The sequence below is a fragment of the Massilia sp. IC2-477 genome (genome assembly GCF_020707265.1).
Classification (GTDB): domain Bacteria; phylum Pseudomonadota; class Gammaproteobacteria; order Burkholderiales; family Burkholderiaceae_D; genus Telluria.
Genome location: NZ_JAJFEQ010000007.1, coordinates 218,582 through 239,413 on the forward strand (window position 1 = coordinate 218,582; position 20,832 = coordinate 239,413).

Here is a 20,832-nt window from a genome sequence, read left to right on the forward strand (position 1 = left end):
GCACGGCGAGGTGCGGGCTCCGGTATTGCGAAGGTGCAGCGGCTTACTTCACCTTGATGGCGCTCTTGACCTTGGTCACGCCTTCGACGCCCTTGGCGACCTGCTCGGCGCGCTCGGCCTCGGCCTTCGAGTCGACGAAGCCGCTCAGCATGACGACGCCCTTCTCGGTCTCGACCTTGACTGCCAGTGCGCTGGTATCCGGCGCAGCGGCCAGGCCGGCCTTGACCTTGGCGGTGATCGCCGTATCCGACATGGCGGCCGTGGTGCGCGAACCGGCGCGCTCGGTCGCCTTCTCGGTCTTGTCGGCGGCGGTCGAGGCGGTGCTGCGGGTCTTGTCGCCGACGTTCTCGGCGGCGCGTTCGGTGCGCTCGGCGGCGCCCGAGGTCACCTCCCTGGTCTTGTCGGCCACCTTGCTGGCCGCTTCCTTGGTCTTGGCGACGGCGGTCGCGGCAGCGGCGCGGGTCTTCTCGCCGGCGCGTTCGAGGGCGGTGTCCGGCTTGTCCTTGTTCTCGACCAGGCAGGCGGTCTTGTTGCCCTTCTCTTCGCACTTCTCGACGGCAGCCGACTTCACCGGATCCTTGGTGTCGGTGCTGGCGACCAGGCCGGCGCTGCCTGCCGCGGTAGCGGCGGTGGCGCCGCTGCCGCCGGTGCTGCCGGCCTTGCTGTCAGCCTTGCTGTCAGCGCTGCCGCCGGCAGCGGCCAGCGCGGCGGTGCGCACCGACTTGGCGTTGTTCATGCAGCTGTCCTTGGCGTTGCCCTTCATGGTGTCGCACTTCTCTTCGGCCAGCTCGTACTCGGCATCGGCCAGCTTGCGGCGCGCCGCTTCGCGGTTGGAGGCGGTGTTGTCATACTTCGTGACGGCAGCCAGCTCGGCCTTGGCGCGGGCAACGTCGGCCTGTTCCTCGCAGATGTCCTCATCCTTGAGCGCGTCGCATTTCTGCTTGGCGGCCTTGTGGTCGGCTTCGACCTTCTGCATGGCCGTGCGGTAGCCGGCGGCGTCGTTCTGGGCGAATGCGGGAGCCGCGGCGATGGTGGTGCCGGCAACGGTGGCCAGCAGGGCGGCGAGGAGTCGGTTCATGATGTGTCCCTTGGTGTCGGTTGTTGTGATGTCATCATTAAACGCCCACCACCCCGCGCTATCTGTGCGACAGCGTACACACACCCGCTTCCTCGTCATTACGCGGCCTCGACTGTTGCCGGGCCGCCTCCTTCATTCGGTCGCCAGCAGGCCTTCACGCCACAGGACGGCGACATCGTCGAAGGGCGCGCCGGCCTTGCCGAACGCGGCGCCGTCGCCCGCCAGGCGCACCCAGGCGCGGGTATCGTGGCCGCTGCGCGGCACCGCCACCTTGTCGCGCACGCCGGCCAGCCAGCGGTACACGCGCGCATACTCCTCCGGCTTGCTGCGCCGGGTCCAGGCCAGTGCGGCCAGGTCGGCAAAGCCTTCTTCGCGGCGCGTCTCGCGCATCGCCTTCGAGGCGGCCAGCAGCGACGCATCGGCTGCGTGCTCCTCGCCCACTTCCACGAAGCCGGCCGGCAGCACGTGCCAGGCGCCCTGCGCATAGCGCCAGCAATGCGCGATCTCGTGCGCCGCCATGGCTTCGATCAAGGCGCCCTGCTGCGCTTCGGGAATCCCGGCCAGCACGGTCTCGGCATCCGGGTTGTTACGCAGGGACATCACCAGCTTGCAGCGGCCCTTGTCGAAGCCCATCGCCAGCGGCACGTCGCCGGGACGCGGCTGGGGCTGCACGGTGATGTCGAGGGGGAGCTTGAGCTGCTGGGAATAGGCCAGCACCGGCCCGGCCGCATCCAGCCAGCGCTTTTCCAGCGCGGTCAGTTCGGCGGCATGCAGTGCCGGTGCGCACAGGATCGCAGCGATCGCAGCGGTGGTGAAGGGCTTGAACATGGGCTTACTCCGTAGGACGATAAAATGCCTATCGGCAATTCTAGCCCGGGATGAAGCCCCACTTTCGGGAAAATATTTGTCTGTGTTGAGAAGATCAACGCTGTCAGTTTTGCACTGACGGCGTGGGCTCAAGACCGTGCAATGCCGGCGCCACGATGGCGGCCAGGCGCTGTGCTTCGGCTTCCATCGCCGCCGCCGCGCTCGAGGCCTGCAGCAAGGCCGTGGTGCGGCGCGTGCTTTCGCTGCGGTCGGGCGGCGGGCCTTCTACCAGGCTGATGGCCGAGGTCACGGCGGTGACCCGCGACACCGCGTTGGCGATCGCCTGCAGCGCGCCGGCGTCTTCCATGTGGGCCACCGGGCTGCCGACCAGGTCGCGGATATCCTTCACCACCGCCGTCGAGCGCAGCGCCAGCGCCTGCAATTCCTGCACGACAGCGCTGCTGTCCTCGTCCTGCTCGCCGGTGCGCAGGGCATGCACGGCGGCGTCGAGCGCCAGGATGTTGGCGCGGAAGGCCAGGCCGTCGATGGCGCCGACGATGTCGTCGACGCGTTTCGGGGGGATGGCGGCGGGCGCCGCCGCGACGTCCTGCACCGGCGCTTCGTCGGGCGCGGCCGTCGGCGCAGGCCGCAGCCCGCGCACCACGTACCAGGTGCCGAACACGGCCGCCGCGACGGCGCCCGCGCACAGCAGCACGATCCACTGCCCGAAGCCGGACGCCAGCCGGCGCGCATTCGCCATGTCGTCGGCCGCCAGCTTTTCCTGCAGGTCGACGAAGCGCGAGACGCTGGCCAGCCAGTCGACGAAGGCCGGCGCCGCCTGGCTGGCCAGCAGGGCCCGGGCTTCCTGGGTTTCGCCGAGGGTGTGCAGGGCCAGGACGCGCTCGACCAGCGGGCGGGTGCGCCTTTCCTGTTCCTTGATCGCGGCCAGGGCGTCCCGCTCCTCGGGCAGGATGCCGGGCAGCTCATGGAACAGTGCATCGAGCGGCGACGCCGCGCGCGCATAGGCGTCGGCCGAAGTCTTCAGGCGCGCGATCGGCGTCACGGCCGCGGCCGGGTCGGAGGCGAGGACGAGGTCGCGCATGGCGATCGAACGATCGCGCACGCTGGCGCGCAGCTCGAAGGCGTAGCGCTGCTTGATGCCGCTCACATCGTCGATGCGGAACAGCAGATGCTCGATCTGCCCCGCGCGCGCCGCGGCGAGCACGGCCAGCGCGATCATCAGGAGAATCACGGCGCCGTAGCCGATGGCCAATCGCGCGCCAGTGGAAAGGGGCTTCGTCGTCATGTTCTAGTCTGAGGGCTGTGGGAATTGCTCCAAAGCAATGCTGCGACTATAACACGGCCCCTGTATGGACTGAGGGAGCTTTCAGCTGAAGTTAAGTAAATTCGGCGGCACTGTTGCGTACGTGCCAATCGAGCCGCCGAATGCCCTGGCCAGCGCCTTACTTTGCCAGCGCTGCCGCCGTCACGAAGCTTGGGCGTATGTCGTTCGGCACGCTGGACTTCAGCTTGTCGAGCGCCTTCTGCACTTCCGGACGGATCACCACGTACTTCGTCATCATCGCCTTGGCACGGGCATAGTCGCCGGTGGCTTCGATGGTGAGGAATTCGCGGTCGAGGTCGGCCACGGCCGCCTTGATCTTCTTGAAGTCCACGGCGAACGTGCCGTCGCCATTGGCCACGAACGCGCCTTTGTCGAGCAGGTAGTTGACCTGGATCGCCATGCCGCGCGCATGCGAAGACGTCAGGCCGAAGTGCAGGGTACGGAAGCTCGAGGCCAGGAAGGTGTTATACAGCTTGCGCTCGGCCGCCTCGCCCTGCCCCAGCGTGTCCTTCAGCAGACCCTTGTCCATCATGTAGCCAAGCGCCCACAGGCCGGTGATGTCGGCCTTGGCTTCCTCAATGGTCGAATAGGTGTCCTTCAGGTCCTGGCGCGGGGTCGATTCCTTGCCGTCCTTCTTCGTATGGTGCGGACCGAGGCCGTGCATGATCTCGTGCGCCAGGATGTGGGTGAAGAAGGAATCGAAATCGAGGTCCTTCTGGTCCTGCGGGTGCAATACCAGCTTCGAGATCGGTTTGAGGGTCGATTCGAACTTCGCTTCCTGCACGTTCTTCAGCATCACGCGCTTGGAGCCGCGCTCGCGGATCACGCGCTCGTCGTTCGGCAGGTTGTAGGCGGCGGTCTGCACGCCCATGTTGCCGTCGCCCGCGCCGAAGACCTGGTTGACCACCACCATCGGGGCGATCGCGCCGACCTTCGGGTTGCGGTACTGCTTGTCGACCGGCAGGTTGTCTTCCAGCTCCTGCAGGTGCTTGCCGAAGAAGGCCAGCTTCTGGGTTTCCTTCTGGTCGCGCACGCTGACATAGGCTTCGAACGCCGCCTTGTAGCCGAACAGCTCGTCGTTATAGGTCTCGTAGGGACCGATGGTGACGTCGACGGGCGAATCGAGGTCCATCCAGGCGAAGTCCGAAGCCAGGTAATCGTTGGACAGGAAGGCATCCGCACGCAGGGTGAGGAATTTCTTGAGCGAAGCGTTGTCGGTCGAGGCCGCGGCTTCGCGCAGCAGCTTGGCCAGCTTTTCCAGGTCCGGGCGGTACTCATCCGAATACCTCACGGTGCGGAACTTGCCGTCCGGGCCAGTCCGGATGACGGTGAAGAACCACTGCGCATCGGCCTTCTGCGCGGCGGGCAAGCCGTTCATCCAGCTTTCCAGCGCTTCCTTGCCGGCGTTCTCGGGATAGAAGTTGGCGCCGAGCGGCTTCTTGGCCGGGATCTTGATGCCGGCATACTCCGCGGGCATGAAGGACTGGTTGTCGTCCAGGCCCGACCACGGCCCCTTGTTCAGCCAGAAGGCGTTCTGGCGCGCCTTGCCCAGTGCCGAATTGTCCTTCTGCAGCGCGGCCCACAGGGCTTCGTTGCCGGACCAGCGCTGGCGCAGCTGCAGGGTGTCGATGATCTTCGCCGCCTCGATCAGCTTGACCATCGCGGCGCGGTCGCCTTTCGACAGCTTCGAGGTATCGGCCTTCAGCTCGGCCGGTGCGAAGCGCTTGGCCATGCTCTGAAGTTGGGCGGCAGTGGCTGGTTCTGCCGCCTGCGCATAGGCGGCGCCAAGGGCGGCGACCAGCACGAGGGGAGCGAATAGTTTGTTCATGGTGTCTCCTGTCAGCTTGTTATAGTCGGGCGATTTTACTGCGGGTCGAGTGCCGGCCCGGTGTACTTCATCAACAGGCCCTTCGGCCCCACCGCCCAGCCCTGGGTCGGGCCGGCGAAGCCGACCGTGTTCATCGGTGTCTTGTCGAGTTCGGTCCACGTGCGCCCGCCATCGCGCGAATAGCCGGAACCCGCCAGGCCGCCCGCAACGAGCGCACGCGGCGCGCCCGGCACCGGCACGACCACCGACATGTAGCCGGCTGGCGCCACCTGCACCGGCGTCCAGCTAGCGCCGCCGTCCGTCGTGAATGCGCCGTTGGTGCCGGCCATGCGGGTTTCCTTGTAGTCGCCGCCGGCCGCGAAACCCTCTTTCGGATTCAGGAAGGCGACCGAGAACACGCCGCGCGCGGCGGCGCCGGCCGGAATCGGGGTCGAGGAAACGCGCCAGGTCTTGCCGCGGTCGCTGGAGTGGAAGACGCGCGAGCTGGCGCTGCCGCCAGTGGCGATCCAGGCGTTGCTGCTACCCGCCACGGTGAGGCAGGTGCCGCTGGCGGCGAAGGCGCCTTCGTTCGGCATCGCTTCGATACCTTTCGAAGCGACCTCCTGCCAGGAGCGGCCACCGTCGCTTGTGGTGTAGACCTGGAAGCTGCCCTTGACCGGGTCGCCGAACAGGATGCCGTTGTCCTTGTCCCAGAAGGCGATCGCGTCCCAGAAGCCCTCGGCGACCGGGTTGGTCACGATCAGCTTCCAGGTAGCGCCGCCATCGTTGGTGCGATAGATGCGCGAAGCCGCGCCGGGCCCCGCCCCCATCACGACGGCGGTATCGGCATCAAAAGCCTGGATGTCGCGGAAATCGATCTTGTCGGCGTCCGGCACCTGCAGCGCCTGCCAGTTGCTGCCGTCGACCGTGCGCAGCACGGTGCCCTTGGCGCCGCTGGCCCAGGCCACCTTGCCGCTGACGACCGACAGGCCGCGCAGCTCGGCGCCAGTGGGGCTGGTGACAGCTTGCCAGGATTGGGCGCTGGCCGCGCTGGAAACCAGCATGGTGGCGGCGAACAGGACGCGTGCAGGAAGAAGCATGATGCGGATCCTCGTAGGTTTAAGTGATCCGCATTGTAGCCTTACTTTATTGGGGTGCCTTCGCGATGGTGGCCAATGCTTCGCCCTGCTCCCAGCCGCCGCCGAGCGCGCGCGCCACGGCGACAGTCGCCAGCAGGCGCTGGGTGCGGATCTGCGCCGCGGCACGGTCCGCCGCCAGCGAAGTGCGCTGGGCCTCGGTCACGTCGAGGTAGGTCGACACGCCGCGCTGGTAGCGCGCCTGCGCCACCAGTAGCGCACGCGCCGCCGCCTCTTGCGACTGCGCCTGCACCTCGCCCTGCTGCTGGCGCTGCTGCACGTCCGACAGCGCATCTTCCACTTCGCGCAGCGCGGTCAAGAGGCGCGTCTGGTGGTTGGCCACCGCTTCTTCGTAGCGCGCCTTCGACAGCGCCAGGTTGGCGCGATTGCGGCCGCCGTCGAACACGGGCAGCGACAGCGCCAGCGGGCCGAAGGAGAACTGACGTGCGCCGCCGCTGGCCAGGTCGCGCAGGTGCTCGGAGGCGAAGCCGAAGTTCGACGTCAAGGAAAGCGAGGGATAGAAGGCGCCTTCCGCCACGCCCACCTGGGCATTGAAGGACTTCAGCTGGGCCACGCTCGCCGCCAGGTCGGGGCGCTGCCCCACCAGGCTGGCCGGCAGGCCGACCGGGATCGCGGGCGGCTGCGGCAGCTGTGCCCTGGCGTCGCCGGCCAGCAGAGGCGCGCTCGGCGACGCGCCCACCAGGGTGGCCAGCGCGTGTTCGACCGTATTGCGCTGGCGCTGCACCTCGTGCAGGTCGGCTTCGGCATTGGCGCGTTCGATGCGGGCGCGCGAGACGTCCAGTTCGTTCGTCAGGCCGGCCCTGAAGCGGGCCTCGATCAGTTGCTGGGCTTCCTGCCGCGCCGCCAGCGCGTTCTTCAGCACGGCCAGCTCGGCGTCCAGGCCGCGCAGCTGCCAGTAGGAGCTCGCCACTTGCGACGACAGCATCAGCAGCACGCCGTCGCGGTCATCCTGGGCCGCCAGCGCCTGGGCGTCCGAGGCTTCGACCACGCGGCGCACGCGGCCCCACAGGTCGAGTTCATACGAGAGCGAGGCGCCGACACTGAAGTTGTTGCCTTCGATCGAGCGGCCACCCAGGGCGATGCCCTGCGAGGTCTCGCTCGAGGTACGCGAGTTCGATACGCCCGCGCTCACCGCGACGTTCGGCATCTGCCCGGCACGCACCACGCCCAGCTGGGCCTGGGCCTGCAGCAGGCGCTGGGCCGCTGCCTGCACGCCCGGGTTGTCGCGCAGGGCGCGCTGTTCCAGGCCGTCGAGGGTGCTGTCGCCGAACACGGTCCACCACTGGGCCGGCAGGCGCGCCGCCCCGTTGCTGGACGCCGCGTGGCGGAAGGACGCATCCTGCGCGTTGGCCGGCGCCTTGAAGTCGGGACCAACCGTGGTGCAGCCACCGAGGGCCGCAGCCAATGCACTAACGAGTACGATTTTCTTCAGCATAGTCATTCTCAATGTTCGATATCAGTGGGCGCATTAGTGGGCACCTGAGGCGCCACCCGGCGACTTCACCTTGTCCGCCAGACAGATCGCGGCGATGCAGCCGATCAGCACCAGGCCGATGATCCAGAAGCCGTCGTTGTAGGCCATCACATAGGACTCGCGCCGTACGATGCGGTCGATCACGGCCAGCGCCTGGTTGGCTGCCGTCGCCGGGTCCATGCCGCTTGCCATGAAGCCCTGGGTCAGCTGGTCCAGGCGCTGCTGGGTCGCCGGCGCATACTGCGACACCGCCTCGCCCAGGCGCGCCGAGTGGAAGTGCTCGCGGTTGGTCAGGCTGGTGGCCAGCAGTGCGATGCCGATCGAGCCGCCCAGGTTGCGCGTCATGTTGAACAGGCTCGAGGCCGAGGGCATGTCCTTCGGCGGCAGGCCCTGCATCGCGAAGTTCGACAGGGTCAGCATCACGAAGGGCTGGCCGATCGCGCGGATCACCTGGGTCATCATCAGCTGGTCGTAGCCGGTGCTCGCGTCCATGAAGGCGTTCATCAGGCAGGAGCCGCCGAACAGCAGCAGGCCGAAGGAACACAGGATGCGGTTGTCCACCTTCGAGGACAGCGCCGCCGCAAAGGGCATCACGAGCAGCTGCGGCAGGCCGACCCAGGCGATGACTTCGCCGATCTGCATCGGGGTGTAGCCGGCGATCTGGCCCAGGTACAGCGGCAGCAGGAAGGAGGAGCCATACAGGCCCATGCCGGTCACCGCCGACAGCACGGTCGCGACCAGGAAGTTGCGCTGGCCGTAGAGGCGCAGGTTCACGAACGGGTCCGGACGCGAGAAGCTCACCGCCACCCAGCCCAGGATGCCCACCAGCGACAGCGCAGCGAAAGTCACGATGAAGCGCGACTCGAACCAGTCCTTCGAATTGCCCTCTTCCAGGAAGATGGTCAGGCAGGCCAGGCCGAGCGCCATCAGGCCGATGCCGAGCCAGTCGGCATTGAGCAGGGCCTTGAAGTTCGGCTTTTCCGGATCGAGGCCGTACAGCATGCCGGCGATCAGCAGCACGCCCGGCACCCAGTTGATGTAGAAGATCGAGGGCCAGCCGTACAGCTCGGACAGGTAGCCGCCCAGGGTCGGGCCCATGGCCGGCGCCAGGGTGGCCGTCAGGCCGAAGATCGCCATGCCGACCGCGCGCTTGGATGCGGGCAGGCGGGTCATCACCAGCGTCATCGCCATCGGGATCAGCGCGCCGCCGGTGAAACCCTGCAGCATGCGGAACACGATCATGCTTTCCAGGTTCCAGGCCGCGCCGCACAGGGTCGAAAACAGCAGGAACAGGGCCGTCGTGCCGATCATGTAGTAACGCACCCCGAAGGCGCGGGCGAACAGCGCCGTCATCGGGATCACGACGATCTCGGCGCACAGGTAGGCGGTCGAGATCCAGGAGCCCTCTTCCTGCGTGGCCGACAGCGTGCCGAGGATGTCGCGCAGCGAGGAGTTGGTGATCTGGATGTCGAGCACCGCCATGAAGGCGCCCAGCATGCCGGCGGCCACCGCGATCCAGGTGCGCGCGTCGATGCGGGCGCCGTTGGCGGGCGCCCCGGGGACGGCACCCGGCACGCCGGCCTTGGTGAGGCTAGTCATGGCAGGTCCTTAATGGGCGACGGCCGCAGTCTGGGTGTGCTGGACCTTCTGGCCCAGTTCGACCTCGGCCACCACCGACATGCCCGGCACCAGGCGGCCGGCGTATTTCTTGACGTCGTTCGGGTCGAGCACGATCTTGACCGGCACCCGCTGCACGATCTTGGTGAAGTTGCCGGTTGCGTTATCGGCCGGCAGCAGCGCGAACTGGGCGCCCGAGGCCGGCGAGAAGCTGTGCACGCGGCCCATCAGGTGTTTGCCCGGCAGCGCATCGACTTCGAGCGAGACCTGCTGGCCCGGCTCCAGGCCGGCCAGCTGGGTTTCCTTGAAGTTGGCGGTGACCCAGACCTCGTCCTCGACCACGGCCAGCAGCTGCTGGCCCGGCTGCACGCGGGCGCCGACTTCGACGCTGCGCTTGCCGACGCGGCCCGCCACCGGCGCCACGATCTGGTTGTAGGCCAGCTGCTGGCGCGCGTCCTTCAACTGCGCCTGCAGCACCTTGACCTGGGCCTTGAGCACGTCGCGGCCGGCGCTGGCGGCGTTCACCTGGGCCAGGGCGGCGCTGGCGCTCTCGCGGCGCGCCGCCACGTCGGCGGTGGCGGCGGCGCGCGCGGCGCTCGAGGCATCCACTTCGGCCCTGGAGACGGCCTTCATGGTGTCGTTATACAGCTGGCCGAAGCGCTCGGCGTCCTGGCGCGCACGCACCAGCTGGGCTTCGGACTGCTTGACCTGGGCGCCGGCGGCCGCGGCCTGCGCCTTCACCTGCGCCACCTGGGCGTCGGCCTGGCCGATCTGCTGCTCCGCGCTGGCAATCTGCGCTTCGATCTGTTCGATGCGCACGCGGTGGTCGGCCGGGTCCAGCTCGGCGATCACGTCGCCGGCTTTCACGATCTGGTTGTCGTCCACCAGCACGCGCGTCACCACGCCCGCCACCCGGCTCGACACCGGGTGCACGCGCCCCGTGACGTAGGCGTTCTCGGTCTCGACGAAGTGGCTGCTGCGGTACCACATGCGCCCGCCCGCCCCGAGGGCGACCAGGGCGATCAGCGCCACCACGCCCAGCACGCGCTTGTTGGGCGGGGTTTTAACCGGGGCTGCCGGTGCTGGTGCGGATACTGGCGACTGCTGGGCCGGGGTGTGCGATTCTGCCATGACGGTCAAACTCCGAAGAAAAATGAAATGGGTCCATCGCATTATTCGACACGCTGCCAGCGAAGTCAAGAAATGAAACGGTTGCATTTCATTTTTAGGTGAATTACTCTATCCACCATGCGTAATGCCCATCCCGACACCCCAGATACTGCCAAGTCCGCCTCCAAATCCGCCGGCCGCCCCAAGGCCTCGGAAGTCGAAGCGCGCACGCGCGAACTGATCGACGTCGCCGGCTGCCTGTTCCTGAAGCACGGCTATACCGGCGTCAGCCTGGACACGATCGCGCGCGAGGCGCGCGTCGCGGTGCGGACCATTTACGTCAAATTCGGCGGCAAGGCGGGTCTGCTGAAGGCCGTGCTGGCTGCGCGCCGCGCGCGCTTCTTCCCGGTCGGGAAGATGGATGCCGACCAGCGCCCGCTGCGCGAGGTCATCGGCGAGTTCGCCGGCCATTTCTACGACATGCTGTGCGAACCCGATGCCATGGCCCTGCAGCGGGTGGTGATCGCGGAAGCCGGCAGCAATCCGGAACTGGCCGACGCCTTCTATGACGCCGGGCCGCGCGCCACCCGCGAGATGCTGGAACGTTATTTCGCCCGTCCCGATGTGCGCGCCCAGCTGCGCCCGGATGCGCCCATCGCCCTGCTCCCCGGCCACCTGATTGCCTGCATCAATGGCGACCCTGTCATGCGTTTCCTGTTCCCGGAACGGGAACCGGTGCGCGAAGAAGCGCGCCGGCAGCTTGCCGAGCGTTTAGAACTGTTTTACCGCAGCATTCTTTGACCACATGGTAAAACCCCGGTCTGTGCGTGATCGCACCGACCTGGTGCGCCCAATGTGACAATCTGACACCCTTATTACAGGAGGATGTCATGAACAATAAAACGACAGCGGCCGTTCGCCGCGAGGAGGAAGCATGAGCAAGTCTTCCCGATACGAATGGCGCGACCAGCAGGCGGCCCTGCAGGAACGCATGAAGGGTTTCCTGCAGAATCCGAACAACGAACAGCTTGAAGCAGTCGTTGCAGAAATGCGTGCCTACGCGGCCGCTGCCCAGGCCGGGACCATCGATATCCCGCAACGGTTTATCGCTTTTACCTGAACGCCGCTACCTGAGCGAACACGCACGCAAACAGCCGCCCCGCACAAGCCGGGCGGCTTTTTTACGTCCCTGCTCCGCCTCAGGCCATGGCCGGCGTGCGATTGCCCTGCGGCGCGGTATCGAAATCGAACAGCCGGGTCAGGCAATACACCTTGCGCGGGGCGCGGTGGCGTTCGTGGATTTCGCGGGTCATCACTTCGACCCGGCGCGGCTGCAAGGCCACCTGGCGCGGGTCGATCGGATCGGCGGCGCCGTCGGCGAAGCGCGCCGCGAGCTGCTGGGAAATGGTGCCGGTCACAATCGCTGCTTCCCCATGGACCATGGTCCTGAGCTCGAAGGAGCGGGTTTCGGGCAGCACGAATACCGTGCCGACGTATTCATTGCCATGTTCGTACATCGCAGCCTCCCTGTCGCTGACTCCATGGCCTTCATCATAGCGTCAATACGACGCCATGGCCCCGCGGCACGATTGGAATCCGCCTGCCTGCCTCGTCCGCCGCCACAAGTGAGAAAGTGAGATTTTTCGAGAGCAACGATTTGTTAAGCTCGTCGCCGGCCGCATGGCCACTTTACCAATTACAAAGGGATGAAATGAACTTCATGATCGCGCCTGGGCGCGCGCTGATGCGCCACGCCGCCACTGCCCTGCTGCTCGCGGGCTCGGCCCTGCTGACCGGCTGCGCCAGCTTCTATGTCGACACCGCGACCAAGGAAGTCGCCGCCGCCCAGTACAAGAAGGTCGCCCAGCCGCGCCCGGTCCAGCTGACGTTTGAATTCCAGAGCGCCGGCGCCCCGAACGCCCGCGCCACCGAACTGCTGCGCGGCCAGGTGACCGACCAGGTCATGGCCAGTGGCCTGTTCTCCGGCATCGTCGCCGACGGCAAGGCCCCGCTGCTGAACGTGACCGTCAACAACCTCCCGGCCGACACCGGCAGCGCGGCCGCCAAGGGCTTTGTCACCGGCCTGACCTTCGGCCTGGCCGGCAATGTCGTCACCGACTACTACGAATGCAAAGTCACCTATCTGGCGCCGGGCCAGACCACGCCGGTCGTGACCAGCGCGCGCCACGCGATCCACACCGCCATGGGCGTCACCAGCGACCCGCCCAACGCCACCAAGTCGGCCAGTGTCGAAGACGCCGTGCGCAGCATGACGCGCCAGATCGTCTCGAACGCGCTGAACGACTTGTCCCAGCAATCCGTCCTGAACTGAGCCCAACATGAACATCTCCCGTCTCTTCGCCATCGCCGCCACCGGCGCCGTCCTGCTGCTGACCGGCTGCGCCTCGACCCCGATGGGCGTGCCGCAAGCCACTATCGAGAACACCGCGCGCCTGCGCAGCGCCCAGCTGGCCCCGGCCCGCGTCGGCAGCTTCACGCTCGACACCAGCAAGCCGGCCGCGCTCGACCAGTCGGTCAGCATCCGCGCCGCCAGCCTGAACTCGCCGATCGGCGGCTCCTTTGCCCAGTACCTCGGCGAGACCCTGCGCGTGGAACTGGCGGCGGCCGGCCTGGCCGACCCGAACGCGCCGACCGTGATCAGCGGCACGCTGCTTGACAGCGAGCTCGATGCCGCGATCGGCACCGGCAGCGGCAAACTGTCGGCGCGCTTCGTGGTCAAGCGCAACGACACCGTCCGCTATGACCGTACCCTGAGCGCCAGCGCCACCTGGGAGTCGTCCTTCGTCGGCGCGGTCGCGATCCCGCTCGCAGCCGGACAGTACCAGGGTCTGTACCGCAAGCTGGCCGGCCAGCTGTTCGACGACCCGGAATTCCGCAAGGCGCTCGCGCCCTGATCTGCAACTCGCGCTGCCCGGCTGCAACTCGCGCCGGGCAGCCGGTCCCTCGTCGCATCCCTCTTCCTGCGCTCCCGCGCATCGCTACAGTGGCTCCATCGACAACCGAAGGAGACCACGATGAACCCGATCCGCAGCGCCTGCCTCGCCCTTTCCCTGCTCAGCTGCACCGCCGGCGCCGCCGACCTCACGGTGCGCGTCACCGACGTCAAGTCAAGCCAGGGCAACATCATGGTCGCCGTCTACGATTCGCCGGGCAGCTTCCTGCGCCGCCCAATGCAGGCCGCCCGCGTGGCGGCGGCAGCCGGCAGCGTCGACGTGGTCATCAAGGACCTGCCGGCCGGCGCCTATGGCATCGCCCTGTTCCACGACGCCAATGCCAACGGCAAGATGGACAGCAATCCCATGGGCATCCCGGTCGAGGACCACGCCTTCAGCAACAACGCCCTCGGCAACATGGGGCCGCCGAGCTTCGAGCAGGTGAAGTTCGCGCTGCCCGCTGACGGCGCCACCGCCACCATCAGCCTGCGCTGAGGAAGCGGACATGGACCGCCGCCGCTTCCTCGCCGCCGTCGGCAGCCTGGCCCTCGCCGGCACTGCCCGTGCCGACGAGCAGACCTACCGGCGCTTCCACGCCGCCCTGGCACGCGACCCCGCGCTTGCCGTCTACGCCGACACGGTCGGCAGCCAGGCCGGCGCGGCGGTGGTCTCCGGACGCCTGCCACGCGACCTGGAAGGCAGCTTCTATCGCAATGGGCCCGGCCGTTTCGAGCTGGGCGGAGAACGCTATCACCACTGGTTCGACGGCGATGGTTTCGCCCAGCGCTGGACCATCGCCGGCGGACGAGTCACCCACCAGGGCCGCTTTGTGGAGACCCGCCGCTACCTGGACGAGTCGGCGGCCGGCCAGTTCCTCTATCCCGCCTTCGGCACCTGGGTGGCGCGGCGCGGCTTTCGCGACAACGACACCCTGAACGCGGCCAACACCAATCTGCTGCCCTTCAATGGCCGCGTGTATGCGCTGTGGGAAGGCGGCTCGGCGACCGAAATGGATCCGGAAACGCTGGCCACCGTCGGCGTGAAGACCTGGCGCGAGGACCTGCGCGCCATGCCCTTCTCGGCCCACCCGAAAGTCGACCCGCAGGGCGGCATGTGGAACTTCGGCGCCCTGCCCGGCTCCGGCGGCATCGCGCTCTACCAGATCGGCGCCGACGGCCAGGTCCTGCGCACGGCCCTGATCAAGGTGCCGCAGCAGGCCATGGTGCATGACTTCGTGGTGAGCAGCAAACACCTGATCTTCATGATCCCGCCCTACGACCTGCTGCCCGGGAAGGACAAGAGCTTTGCCGAGCGCCACGCCTGGGCCGAGCGGCCGATGCGCATCGTCGTGGTCGCGAAAGACAGCCTCACCGTGCGCAAGGTCTTCGAACTGCCGCCGCGCATGGTCTTCCACTTCGGGAACGCCTGGGAAGACGGCGACTGCACCCGCTTCGACGTGGTCCTGCACGAGGGCGACGTGCTGGCCGAACTGGGCAGCCTGATGGCCGGCGAACGCCGCGCGGCCCAGTCGCGCAGCGAAGCGGTCCAGGTCTGCCTCGACTATGGGAGCGGCCAGGCGCACGTCAGCCGTCTGTTCGGCGACAGCGAATTCCCGCGCGTGGCGCCACAGGTAGTCGGTGGCCGCCATCGCAAGCTGGTGCTGCTTGGAGGAGCGGGACGGCTGTCCTCGGTCAACCTGGTCGACACCGACAGCGGCAAGGTGGACGGCTACCGCTTCGATGAAGGCTGGCAGGTCGAGGAACACGTGCTGGTCCCGCGCCGCAACGCGCGTTCGGAGACCGACGCTTACCTGGTCGGCGTGGCCCAGGACCTGCGCCGTGGCGTGGGCGTGATGACGGTGTTCGATGCAGCGCATGTGTCCGCCGGCCCGCTGGCCCTGGCGCGGCTGCCCTATCGCACACCGCACTGCTTTCATGGTAATTTCTTAACAGCATGATGACCAACCACCACACCAGCGCTCCGGTCCGCGAGCGCAACCATCCACTGGAATTGTTTCCCCTGTTCCGGCGCTGGCCGCCCTCGCTCGCGCGCGACTTGCTGTACACGGCGATCTGGAGCAGCCTGCTCGGCGTGGGCCTGACGGTGCTGCAGAAACTCTTCGGCCGCGAGATGTCGTTCTGGCGTCTGCTGTACGCCACCCTTGTCATCAGCAACCTGATCGGCTTCCTGATCCACGGCATGCTGCAGCTGCTCGAACGCTTCCTCGCGCGCGACAACATGCTGCTGTTCCGCACCGCACAGGTGGCTGCGATCACGCTGGCCAGCGTAATCGGCATCCCGTTCGGCAATGCCCTGGTCGTCGGCAGGAGCCCGCTGCGCTTCTTCCAGTACAGCACTACCGTGATGTTCCTGCTCGCCTTCGGCATGATGACGGCCGTGCTGATGGTCCTGCTGCTGGCGGCGGGCGAACGCCGTATGCGGCGCGAAGCCGATGCCGCGCGCCAGCAGGAGCAGATCGCCGCCGCCGGCCGCCTGGTCGCGGAAGCGCGCCTGCGCGCCCTGCAGGCCCAGATCGAGCCGCACTTCCTGTACAACACCCTGGCCAATGTCGTCAGCCTGATCGACACCCAACCGGCCAGGGCGCGCCGCATGCTGGAGCGCTTCATCGACTACCTGCGCGCCAGCCTGTCGGCCAGCCGCGCCGAGCATGCGACCTTGGGCAGCGAAATCGACCTGGCCGGCGCCTACCTCGATGTGCTGGGCGTGCGCATGGAGGGGCGCCTGCGCTGGCGCTTCGAATGCGACCCGGGCGCGCAAGCGCTGCCGCTGCCGCCGATGCTGCTGCAGCCGCTGGTCGAGAACGCAATCATGCATGGCATCGAGCCCAAGCTCGAGGGCGGCGAGATCGTGGTGCGCGCGCGCCGCGAAGACGCCGTGCTGTGCATCGAAGTATGCGATAGCGGTCTCGGATTGCGTCCCGGTGCGCCGCGTCCCGGCGGCGGCGTCGGCCTGTCCAACCTGCGCGAGCGCCTGCGCCAGCTGTACGGCGCCGGCGCGCAACTGCAACTCATCGAAAACCCCACGGGCGGCGTCACCTCGCGCCTGCTGTTACCTCTCCTGGTGCCATGAACGACCATCCACGCGCCCTGATCGCCGACGACGAACCGCATCTGCTCGACTACATGGAAACCCAGCTCGCGGCTGCCTGGCCCGAGCTGCGCGTCAGCCGCGCCGCCAACGGCATCCAGGCGCTCGAGCTGATCGACGAGCTGGCGCCGCAGGTGGTCTTCCTCGACATCCAGATGCCGGGCCTGAACGGCATCGAACTGGCGGCGCGCCTGTGCCAGGGTGGCAATCCGCCACGCGTCGTGTTCACCACCGCTTACGACCACTACACGCTGCAGGCCTTCGAACACGCGGCCTTCGATTACCTGCTCAAGCCGATCGGGCTGGAGCGCCTGTCGCGCACGGTGGCGCGCCTCAAGCAAGCCTTGGGCACTCCGGCGCCGGCCCAGGTCCCGGAGGCGCTGGCGGCGCTGCTGCGCCAGCTGGGCGTGGGCGCACCCGCGCCGGCGCCGCTGCAATGGATCCGCGCGGCCAAGGGCCAGGAGACGCGGCTGGTAGCGATCGACGAGGTGATCTACTTCCAGAGCAACGACAAGTACACCAGCGTGTATCTGGCCGACGGCGAATGCCTGATCCGCACCCCGCTCTCCAAGCTGAAGGAGCAGCTCGATACGCAGCAGTTCTGGCAGATCCACCGCGGCGTGATCGTCGCGGCGAAGCATGTGGCGGGCACGCGCACGGATTTCCGCGGGCGGCTGCATGTGCGCCTGAAAGGACGGGACGAGCAGCTGGTGGTGAGCCGGAATTACGTGGACCTGTTCAAGCAGATGTAAAAAAACGGGACCCCGCGGGGTCCCGTCTTCATTGCGTCGCGACAGCGACAATCACTTCTTGCGCGCCGGCGGCAGGTCGGTGCAGACGCCCTTGTAGGCTTCCGCCGCCATGCCGATCGATTCGCCCAGGGTCGGGTGCGGGTGGATGGTCTTGCCGATGTCCACGCCGTCCGCGCCCATCTCGATCGCCAGCGCCACTTCGCCGATCATGTCGCCGGCATTGGTGCCGACGATCGTGCCGCCGATGATGCGCTTGGTCTCGGCGTCGAACAGCAGCTTGGTGAAGCCCTCGTCGCGGCCATTGGCGACCGCGCGGCCGCTGGCGTTCCACGGGAAGTGGCCCTTCTCGACGGCGATGCCCTTCTGCTTGGCTTCTTCCTCGGTCAGGCCGACCCACGCGACTTCCGGATCGGTGTAGGCCACCGACGGGATCACCTTGGCATCGAAGAAGGCCTTCTCGCCGTGCGCCGCTTCCGCTGCCACGTGGGCCTCGTGCACGGCCTTGTGCGCCAGCATCGGCTGGCCCACCAGGTCGCCGATGGCGAAGATGTGCGGCACGTTGGTGCGCATCTGGCCGTCCACGCCGATGAAGCCGCGGTCGGTCACGGCCACGCCAGCCTTCTCGGCAGCGATCTTCTTGCCGTTCGGGCTGCGGCCCACGGCCACCAGCACCAGGTCGTAGACCTGTGCCGCCGGCGCCGGCTGGCCCGCTTCAGCCGACTCGAACGTGACCTTGATCCCTTCCGGCAGCGCTTCCACGCCGACGGTCTTGGTCTTCAACATGATGTTGTCGAAGCGGTGCGCGTTGTACTTCTGCCAGACCTTGACGGCCTCGCGGTCGGCGCCCTGCATCAGGCCATCCATCATTTCGACCACGTCGATGCGCGCACCCAGGGTCGAGTACACGGTCGCCATCTCCAGGCCGATGATGCCGCCGCCGATCACGAGCATGCGCTTCGGCACCTGGCGCAGTTCCAGCGCGCCGGTCGAGTCGACGATGCGCGGATCTTCCGGCACGAAAGGCAGCTTCACCACCGAGGAACCGGCGGCGATGATCGCCTTCTGGAACTTAACAACTTTCTTGCTACCGTCAGCTGCGGTCACTTCGATGTGGTTCGGGCTGAGGAACTGGCCCACGCCCTGCACCACGTTGACCTTGCGCGCCTTGGCCATGAAATTCAGGCCGCCGGTCATCTTCTTGATCACGCCATCCTTGTAGGCGCGCAGCTTGTCGATATCGACGTCGGGCCTGGCGAAGCTCACGCCCAGGTCGGCCATGTGCGCGGTCTCGTCCATGATGTGCGCCACGTGCAGCAGCGCCTTGGACGGGATGCAGCCCACGTTCAGGCAGACGCCGCCCAGGGTCGCATACTTCTCGACCAGCACGGTGTTCATGCCCAGGTCGGCCGCGCGGAAGGCGGCCGAGTAGCCGCCCGGACCCGCGCCCAGCACCATCATTTCGCATTCGATGTCGACCTGGCCGCTGTAGCTGGCCGCGCCCGGCGCCGGTGCGGCAGGCGGGGTGGCCGCTGGCGCCGGGTGTGCCGGCGCGTACGAGTCGGTCGGAGCGGCAGCGGCGGTCGGCGCCACTGCCTGCGCGCCGATCTGCGCGGCCGGCTTGGCGTCAGGCGCAGGGGCGGCAGGTGCCGCGCCGGCGCCGGATTCCTCGATCATCAACAGCAGCGAACCTTCGTTCACCTTGTCGCCGACCTTGACCTTCACTTCCTTGACCACGCCGGCGTTCGTCGACGGGATCTCCATGCTGGCCTTGTCCGATTCGACGGTGACCAGGGACTGGTCGACCTTGATGGTGTCGCCCGGCTTCACCAGCAGCTCGATGACTTCGACGTCCTTGAAGTCGCCGATGTTCGGTACTTTTACCTCAACAGTGCTCATACTCGGCGCTCCTTACAGAAGGGTCTTGCGCAGGTCGGCCAGCACGTCCGCCAGGTAGGCGGCGAAGCGCGCGGCGCCGGCGCCGTCGATGACGCGGTGGTCGTAGGACAGCGACAGCGGCAGCATCAGGCGCGGCTGGAAGCTGGAACCATCCCACACCGGCTTCATCGCCGACTTCGACAGGCCCAGGATCGCCACTTCCGGCGCATTGATGATCGGCGTGAACGCCGTGCCACCGATGCCGCCCAGCGACGAGATGGTGAAGGTCGCGCCCTGCATCGCGCTCGGGGACAGCTTGCCGTCGCGCGCCTGTGCGGAGAGTTCGCCCATTTCGACGGCGATCTGCGAGATGGTCTTCTTGTCCGCATCCTTCACGACCGGGACCACCAGGCCGTTCGGGGTATCGGCTGCGAAGCCGATGTTGTAGTACTGCTTGACGATCAGGCTGCCGCCGTCTTCCGACAGCGACGAATTAAACTGCGGGAACTTCTTCAGCGCAGCGACCGAGGCCTTGATGACGAAGGCCAGCATGGTCAGCTTGACGGTCGACTTCTGCTTGGCCAGCGCGGCGTTCGAATCGACGCGGAACTGTTCCAGGTCGGTGACGTCGGCGTCCTCGAAGTGCGTCACGTGCGGGATCATGACCCAGTTGCGGTGCAGGTTCGGACCCGAGATCTTCTTGATGCGCGGCAGGGCCACGGTTTCGGTCGGACCGAACTTCGAGAAGTCCAGCGACGGCCAGGCCAGCACTTCCATGCCGCCGCCGGAACCGCCCTTCGCCGGGGCGGCAGCCGTTGGGCCGGCAGCCATCACGCCCTTGACGAAGTTCTGCACGTCCTGCTGGGTGATGCGGCCTTTCGGACCGGTGCCCGGCACGCGCGCCAGGTCGACGCCCAGTTCGCGGGCGAACTTGCGGATCGACGGCGAAGCGTGGGCTTTGGAGCCGGTGACGCCCTGGCTTGGCGCCGGGGCAGGTGCAGCTGCGGCAGGCGCCGGAGCGGCGGCCGCCGGTACAGGAGCGGCAGCAGCAGGCGCAGGCGCGGCTGCGGCGGGCGCAGCGGCAGGCGCACCGCCGGTCGACTCGACCAGCAGCACCAGCGAACCCTTGGCGACCTTGTCGCCGACCTTCACTTTGATTTCCTTGACGGTACCGGCGTGGCTGGACGGGATCTCCATGCTCGCCTTGTCCGATTCGACCGTGATCAGCGACTGGTCGACCTTGATCTGGTCGCCCGGCTTGACCATCAGTTCGATGACTTCGACTTCCTTGAAGTCGCCGATGTCCGGCACGGTGACTTCGACGATACCACCAGCAGCTGCGGGAGCAGCGGCGGCAGGTGCCGGTGCGGCTTGCGGTGCCGGTGCGGCAGCGGCAGGCGCAGGTGCAGCGGCAGCAGGTGCAGATGCAGCGGCCGCGCCGCCGGCTTCCTCGACCAGCAGCACGAGCGAACCTTCGGCGACCTTGTCGCCGACCTTCACTTTGATTTCTTTCACGACGCCGGCGTGGCTGGAGGGGATCTCCATGCTGGCCTTGTCCGATTCGACGGTCACCAGCGACTGGTCGACCTTGATCGTGTCGCCCGGCTTGACCATCAGCTCGATGACTTCCACTTCCTTGAAGTCGCCGATATCAGGGACTTTGACTTCCACAATGCTCATAGTGTTAGCTCCGTTTGTTCTTTGAGTTAGCGCTTAAGCCGCTCCCGCAGTTGCAGGTGTGCGAGAAC

At 67.3% G+C, this 20,832-nt stretch carries 19 protein-coding genes; 8 read left to right on the forward strand and 11 right to left on the reverse strand.

The window, feature by feature from the left end:
* Positions 1–43: 43 nt before the first annotated feature.
* The 8 genes from LK542_RS16185 to LK542_RS16220 all read right to left on the reverse strand — a co-directional run bounded on the left by LK542_RS16185 (position 44) and on the right by LK542_RS16220 (position 10,416).
* Complete coding sequence (locus LK542_RS16185) at positions 44–1,078, reverse strand: BON domain-containing protein (RefSeq protein WP_227812664.1); 1,035 nt, start codon at positions 1,076–1,078, stop codon at positions 44–46.
* Positions 1,079–1,210: 132 nt separating this feature from the next.
* Positions 1,211–1,906, reverse strand: a complete 696-nt coding sequence (locus tag LK542_RS16190) for a hypothetical protein (protein WP_227812665.1) — start codon at positions 1,904–1,906, stop codon at positions 1,211–1,213.
* A 103-nt stretch (positions 1,907–2,009) separates the two neighbouring features.
* Positions 2,010–3,191, reverse strand: a complete 1,182-nt coding sequence (locus tag LK542_RS16195; protein ID WP_227812666.1) for a methyl-accepting chemotaxis protein — start codon at positions 3,189–3,191, stop codon at positions 2,010–2,012.
* A gap of 157 nt (positions 3,192–3,348) precedes the next feature.
* The gene (locus LK542_RS16200; protein WP_227812667.1) at positions 3,349–5,058 is read right to left on the reverse strand and encodes a hypothetical protein; all 1,710 of its coding nucleotides are present in this window, start codon (positions 5,056–5,058) and stop codon (positions 3,349–3,351) included.
* A 35-nt stretch (positions 5,059–5,093) separates the two neighbouring features.
* A complete protein-coding gene (locus LK542_RS16205; protein WP_227812668.1) occupies positions 5,094–6,137 on the reverse strand; it encodes a YCF48-related protein in 1,044 nt (347 codons plus the stop codon).
* A gap of 46 nt (positions 6,138–6,183) precedes the next feature.
* Entirely contained in the window at positions 6,184–7,629 is a 1,446-nt protein-coding gene (locus LK542_RS16210) for an efflux transporter outer membrane subunit (RefSeq protein ID WP_227812669.1), read from the reverse strand.
* 33 nt (positions 7,630–7,662) lie between these two features.
* On the reverse strand, positions 7,663–9,267 hold the full coding sequence (locus LK542_RS16215) for a DHA2 family efflux MFS transporter permease subunit (RefSeq protein ID WP_227812670.1): 1,605 nt from the start codon (positions 9,265–9,267) through the stop codon (positions 7,663–7,665).
* A 9-nt stretch (positions 9,268–9,276) separates the two neighbouring features.
* The gene (locus tag LK542_RS16220; protein ID WP_227812671.1) at positions 9,277–10,416 is read right to left on the reverse strand and encodes an HlyD family secretion protein; all 1,140 of its coding nucleotides are present in this window, start codon (positions 10,414–10,416) and stop codon (positions 9,277–9,279) included.
* A gap of 117 nt (positions 10,417–10,533) precedes the next feature.
* Here LK542_RS16220 and LK542_RS16225 point away from each other — a divergent pair, with 117 nt between their 5' ends.
* Both LK542_RS16225 and LK542_RS16230 read left to right on the forward strand, forming a co-directional pair.
* On the forward strand, positions 10,534–11,196 hold the full coding sequence (locus LK542_RS16225; RefSeq protein WP_227812672.1) for a TetR/AcrR family transcriptional regulator: 663 nt from the start codon (positions 10,534–10,536) through the stop codon (positions 11,194–11,196).
* A 133-nt stretch (positions 11,197–11,329) separates the two neighbouring features.
* The gene (locus tag LK542_RS16230; RefSeq protein WP_227799493.1) at positions 11,330–11,515 is read left to right on the forward strand and encodes a hypothetical protein; all 186 of its coding nucleotides are present in this window, start codon (positions 11,330–11,332) and stop codon (positions 11,513–11,515) included.
* A gap of 79 nt (positions 11,516–11,594) precedes the next feature.
* Here LK542_RS16230 and LK542_RS16235 read toward each other — a convergent pair whose 3' ends face one another.
* Positions 11,595–11,912, reverse strand: a complete 318-nt coding sequence (locus tag LK542_RS16235; RefSeq protein WP_227799494.1) for a hypothetical protein — start codon at positions 11,910–11,912, stop codon at positions 11,595–11,597.
* 194 nt (positions 11,913–12,106) lie between these two features.
* Here LK542_RS16235 and LK542_RS16240 point away from each other — a divergent pair, with 194 nt between their 5' ends.
* The 6 genes from LK542_RS16240 (at position 12,107) to LK542_RS16265 (ending at position 17,209) form a co-directional block, all read left to right on the forward strand.
* Positions 12,107–12,727: a hypothetical protein gene (locus LK542_RS16240; protein ID WP_227812673.1), complete on the forward strand. Its 621-nt coding sequence runs from the start codon at positions 12,107–12,109 to the stop codon at positions 12,725–12,727.
* Positions 12,728–12,734: 7 nt separating this feature from the next.
* On the forward strand, positions 12,735–13,310 hold the full coding sequence (locus LK542_RS16245) for a hypothetical protein (protein WP_227812674.1): 576 nt from the start codon (positions 12,735–12,737) through the stop codon (positions 13,308–13,310).
* Between the two features lie 120 nt (positions 13,311–13,430).
* Complete coding sequence (locus tag LK542_RS16250; protein ID WP_227812675.1) at positions 13,431–13,844, forward strand: DUF2141 domain-containing protein; 414 nt, start codon at positions 13,431–13,433, stop codon at positions 13,842–13,844.
* Between the two features lie 10 nt (positions 13,845–13,854).
* Positions 13,855–15,306 (forward strand): carotenoid oxygenase family protein, encoded by a 1,452-nt coding sequence (locus LK542_RS16255; protein WP_227812676.1) that lies wholly within the window; start codon positions 13,855–13,857, stop codon positions 15,304–15,306.
* Complete coding sequence (locus LK542_RS16260) at positions 15,303–16,439, forward strand: sensor histidine kinase (RefSeq protein ID WP_227812677.1); 1,137 nt, start codon at positions 15,303–15,305, stop codon at positions 16,437–16,439. Before LK542_RS16255 ends, LK542_RS16260 begins: the two co-directional genes overlap by 4 nt.
* Positions 16,436–17,209 carry a LytTR family DNA-binding domain-containing protein gene (locus tag LK542_RS16265; protein ID WP_227812678.1) on the forward strand — a complete coding sequence of 258 codons (774 nt, stop codon included), beginning with the start codon at positions 16,436–16,438 and terminating at the stop codon, positions 17,207–17,209. Before LK542_RS16260 ends, LK542_RS16265 begins: the two co-directional genes overlap by 4 nt.
* A 51-nt stretch (positions 17,210–17,260) precedes the next feature.
* Here LK542_RS16265 and lpdA read toward each other — a convergent pair whose 3' ends face one another.
* Together lpdA and aceF are read right to left on the reverse strand one after the other, a co-directional pair.
* Positions 17,261–19,105 carry a dihydrolipoyl dehydrogenase gene (gene lpdA, locus LK542_RS16270; protein WP_227812679.1) on the reverse strand — a complete coding sequence of 615 codons (1,845 nt, stop codon included), beginning with the start codon at positions 19,103–19,105 and terminating at the stop codon, positions 17,261–17,263.
* A gap of 12 nt (positions 19,106–19,117) precedes the next feature.
* Positions 19,118–20,764, reverse strand: coding sequence for a dihydrolipoyllysine-residue acetyltransferase (gene aceF / locus LK542_RS16275; RefSeq protein ID WP_227812680.1), 1,647 nt, complete (start codon positions 20,762–20,764; stop codon positions 19,118–19,120).
* Positions 20,765–20,832 lie beyond the last annotated feature (68 nt).

What these genes read in the sequence shown, in the direction of transcription:
- LK542_RS16205 (WP_227812668.1), bottom strand. Translation starts at nt 6,137, where the DNA reads ATGCTTCTTCCTGCACGCGTCCTGTTCGCCGCCACCATGCTGGTTTCC.
- LK542_RS16240 (WP_227812673.1), top strand. Translation starts at nt 12,107, where the DNA reads ATGAACTTCATGATCGCGCCTGGGCGCGCGCTGATGCGCCACGCCGCC.
- LK542_RS16215 (WP_227812670.1), bottom strand. Translation starts at nt 9,267, where the DNA reads ATGACTAGCCTCACCAAGGCCGGCGTGCCGGGTGCCGTCCCCGGGGCG.
- LK542_RS16260 (WP_227812677.1), top strand. Translation starts at nt 15,303, where the DNA reads ATGATGACCAACCACCACACCAGCGCTCCGGTCCGCGAGCGCAACCAT.
- LK542_RS16195 (WP_227812666.1), bottom strand. Translation starts at nt 3,191, where the DNA reads ATGACGACGAAGCCCCTTTCCACTGGCGCGCGATTGGCCATCGGCTAC.
- LK542_RS16250 (WP_227812675.1), top strand. Translation starts at nt 13,431, where the DNA reads ATGAACCCGATCCGCAGCGCCTGCCTCGCCCTTTCCCTGCTCAGCTGC.
- LK542_RS16210 (WP_227812669.1), bottom strand. Translation starts at nt 7,629, where the DNA reads ATGCTGAAGAAAATCGTACTCGTTAGTGCATTGGCTGCGGCCCTCGGT.
- LK542_RS16185 (WP_227812664.1), bottom strand. Translation starts at nt 1,078, where the DNA reads ATGAACCGACTCCTCGCCGCCCTGCTGGCCACCGTTGCCGGCACCACC.
- LK542_RS16245 (WP_227812674.1), top strand. Translation starts at nt 12,735, where the DNA reads ATGAACATCTCCCGTCTCTTCGCCATCGCCGCCACCGGCGCCGTCCTG.
- LK542_RS16225 (WP_227812672.1), top strand. Translation starts at nt 10,534, where the DNA reads ATGCGTAATGCCCATCCCGACACCCCAGATACTGCCAAGTCCGCCTCC.
- LK542_RS16235 (WP_227799494.1), bottom strand. Translation starts at nt 11,912, where the DNA reads ATGTACGAACATGGCAATGAATACGTCGGCACGGTATTCGTGCTGCCC.
- LK542_RS16200 (WP_227812667.1), bottom strand. Translation starts at nt 5,058, where the DNA reads ATGAACAAACTATTCGCTCCCCTCGTGCTGGTCGCCGCCCTTGGCGCC.
- LK542_RS16190 (WP_227812665.1), bottom strand. Translation starts at nt 1,906, where the DNA reads ATGTTCAAGCCCTTCACCACCGCTGCGATCGCTGCGATCCTGTGCGCA.
- LK542_RS16265 (WP_227812678.1), top strand. Translation starts at nt 16,436, where the DNA reads ATGAACGACCATCCACGCGCCCTGATCGCCGACGACGAACCGCATCTG.
- aceF (WP_227812680.1), bottom strand. Translation starts at nt 20,764, where the DNA reads ATGAGCATTGTGGAAGTCAAAGTCCCTGATATCGGCGACTTCAAGGAA.
- LK542_RS16230 (WP_227799493.1), top strand. Translation starts at nt 11,330, where the DNA reads ATGAGCAAGTCTTCCCGATACGAATGGCGCGACCAGCAGGCGGCCCTG.
- LK542_RS16220 (WP_227812671.1), bottom strand. Translation starts at nt 10,416, where the DNA reads ATGGCAGAATCGCACACCCCGGCCCAGCAGTCGCCAGTATCCGCACCA.
- LK542_RS16255 (WP_227812676.1), top strand. Translation starts at nt 13,855, where the DNA reads ATGGACCGCCGCCGCTTCCTCGCCGCCGTCGGCAGCCTGGCCCTCGCC.
- lpdA (WP_227812679.1), bottom strand. Translation starts at nt 19,105, where the DNA reads ATGAGCACTGTTGAGGTAAAAGTACCGAACATCGGCGACTTCAAGGAC.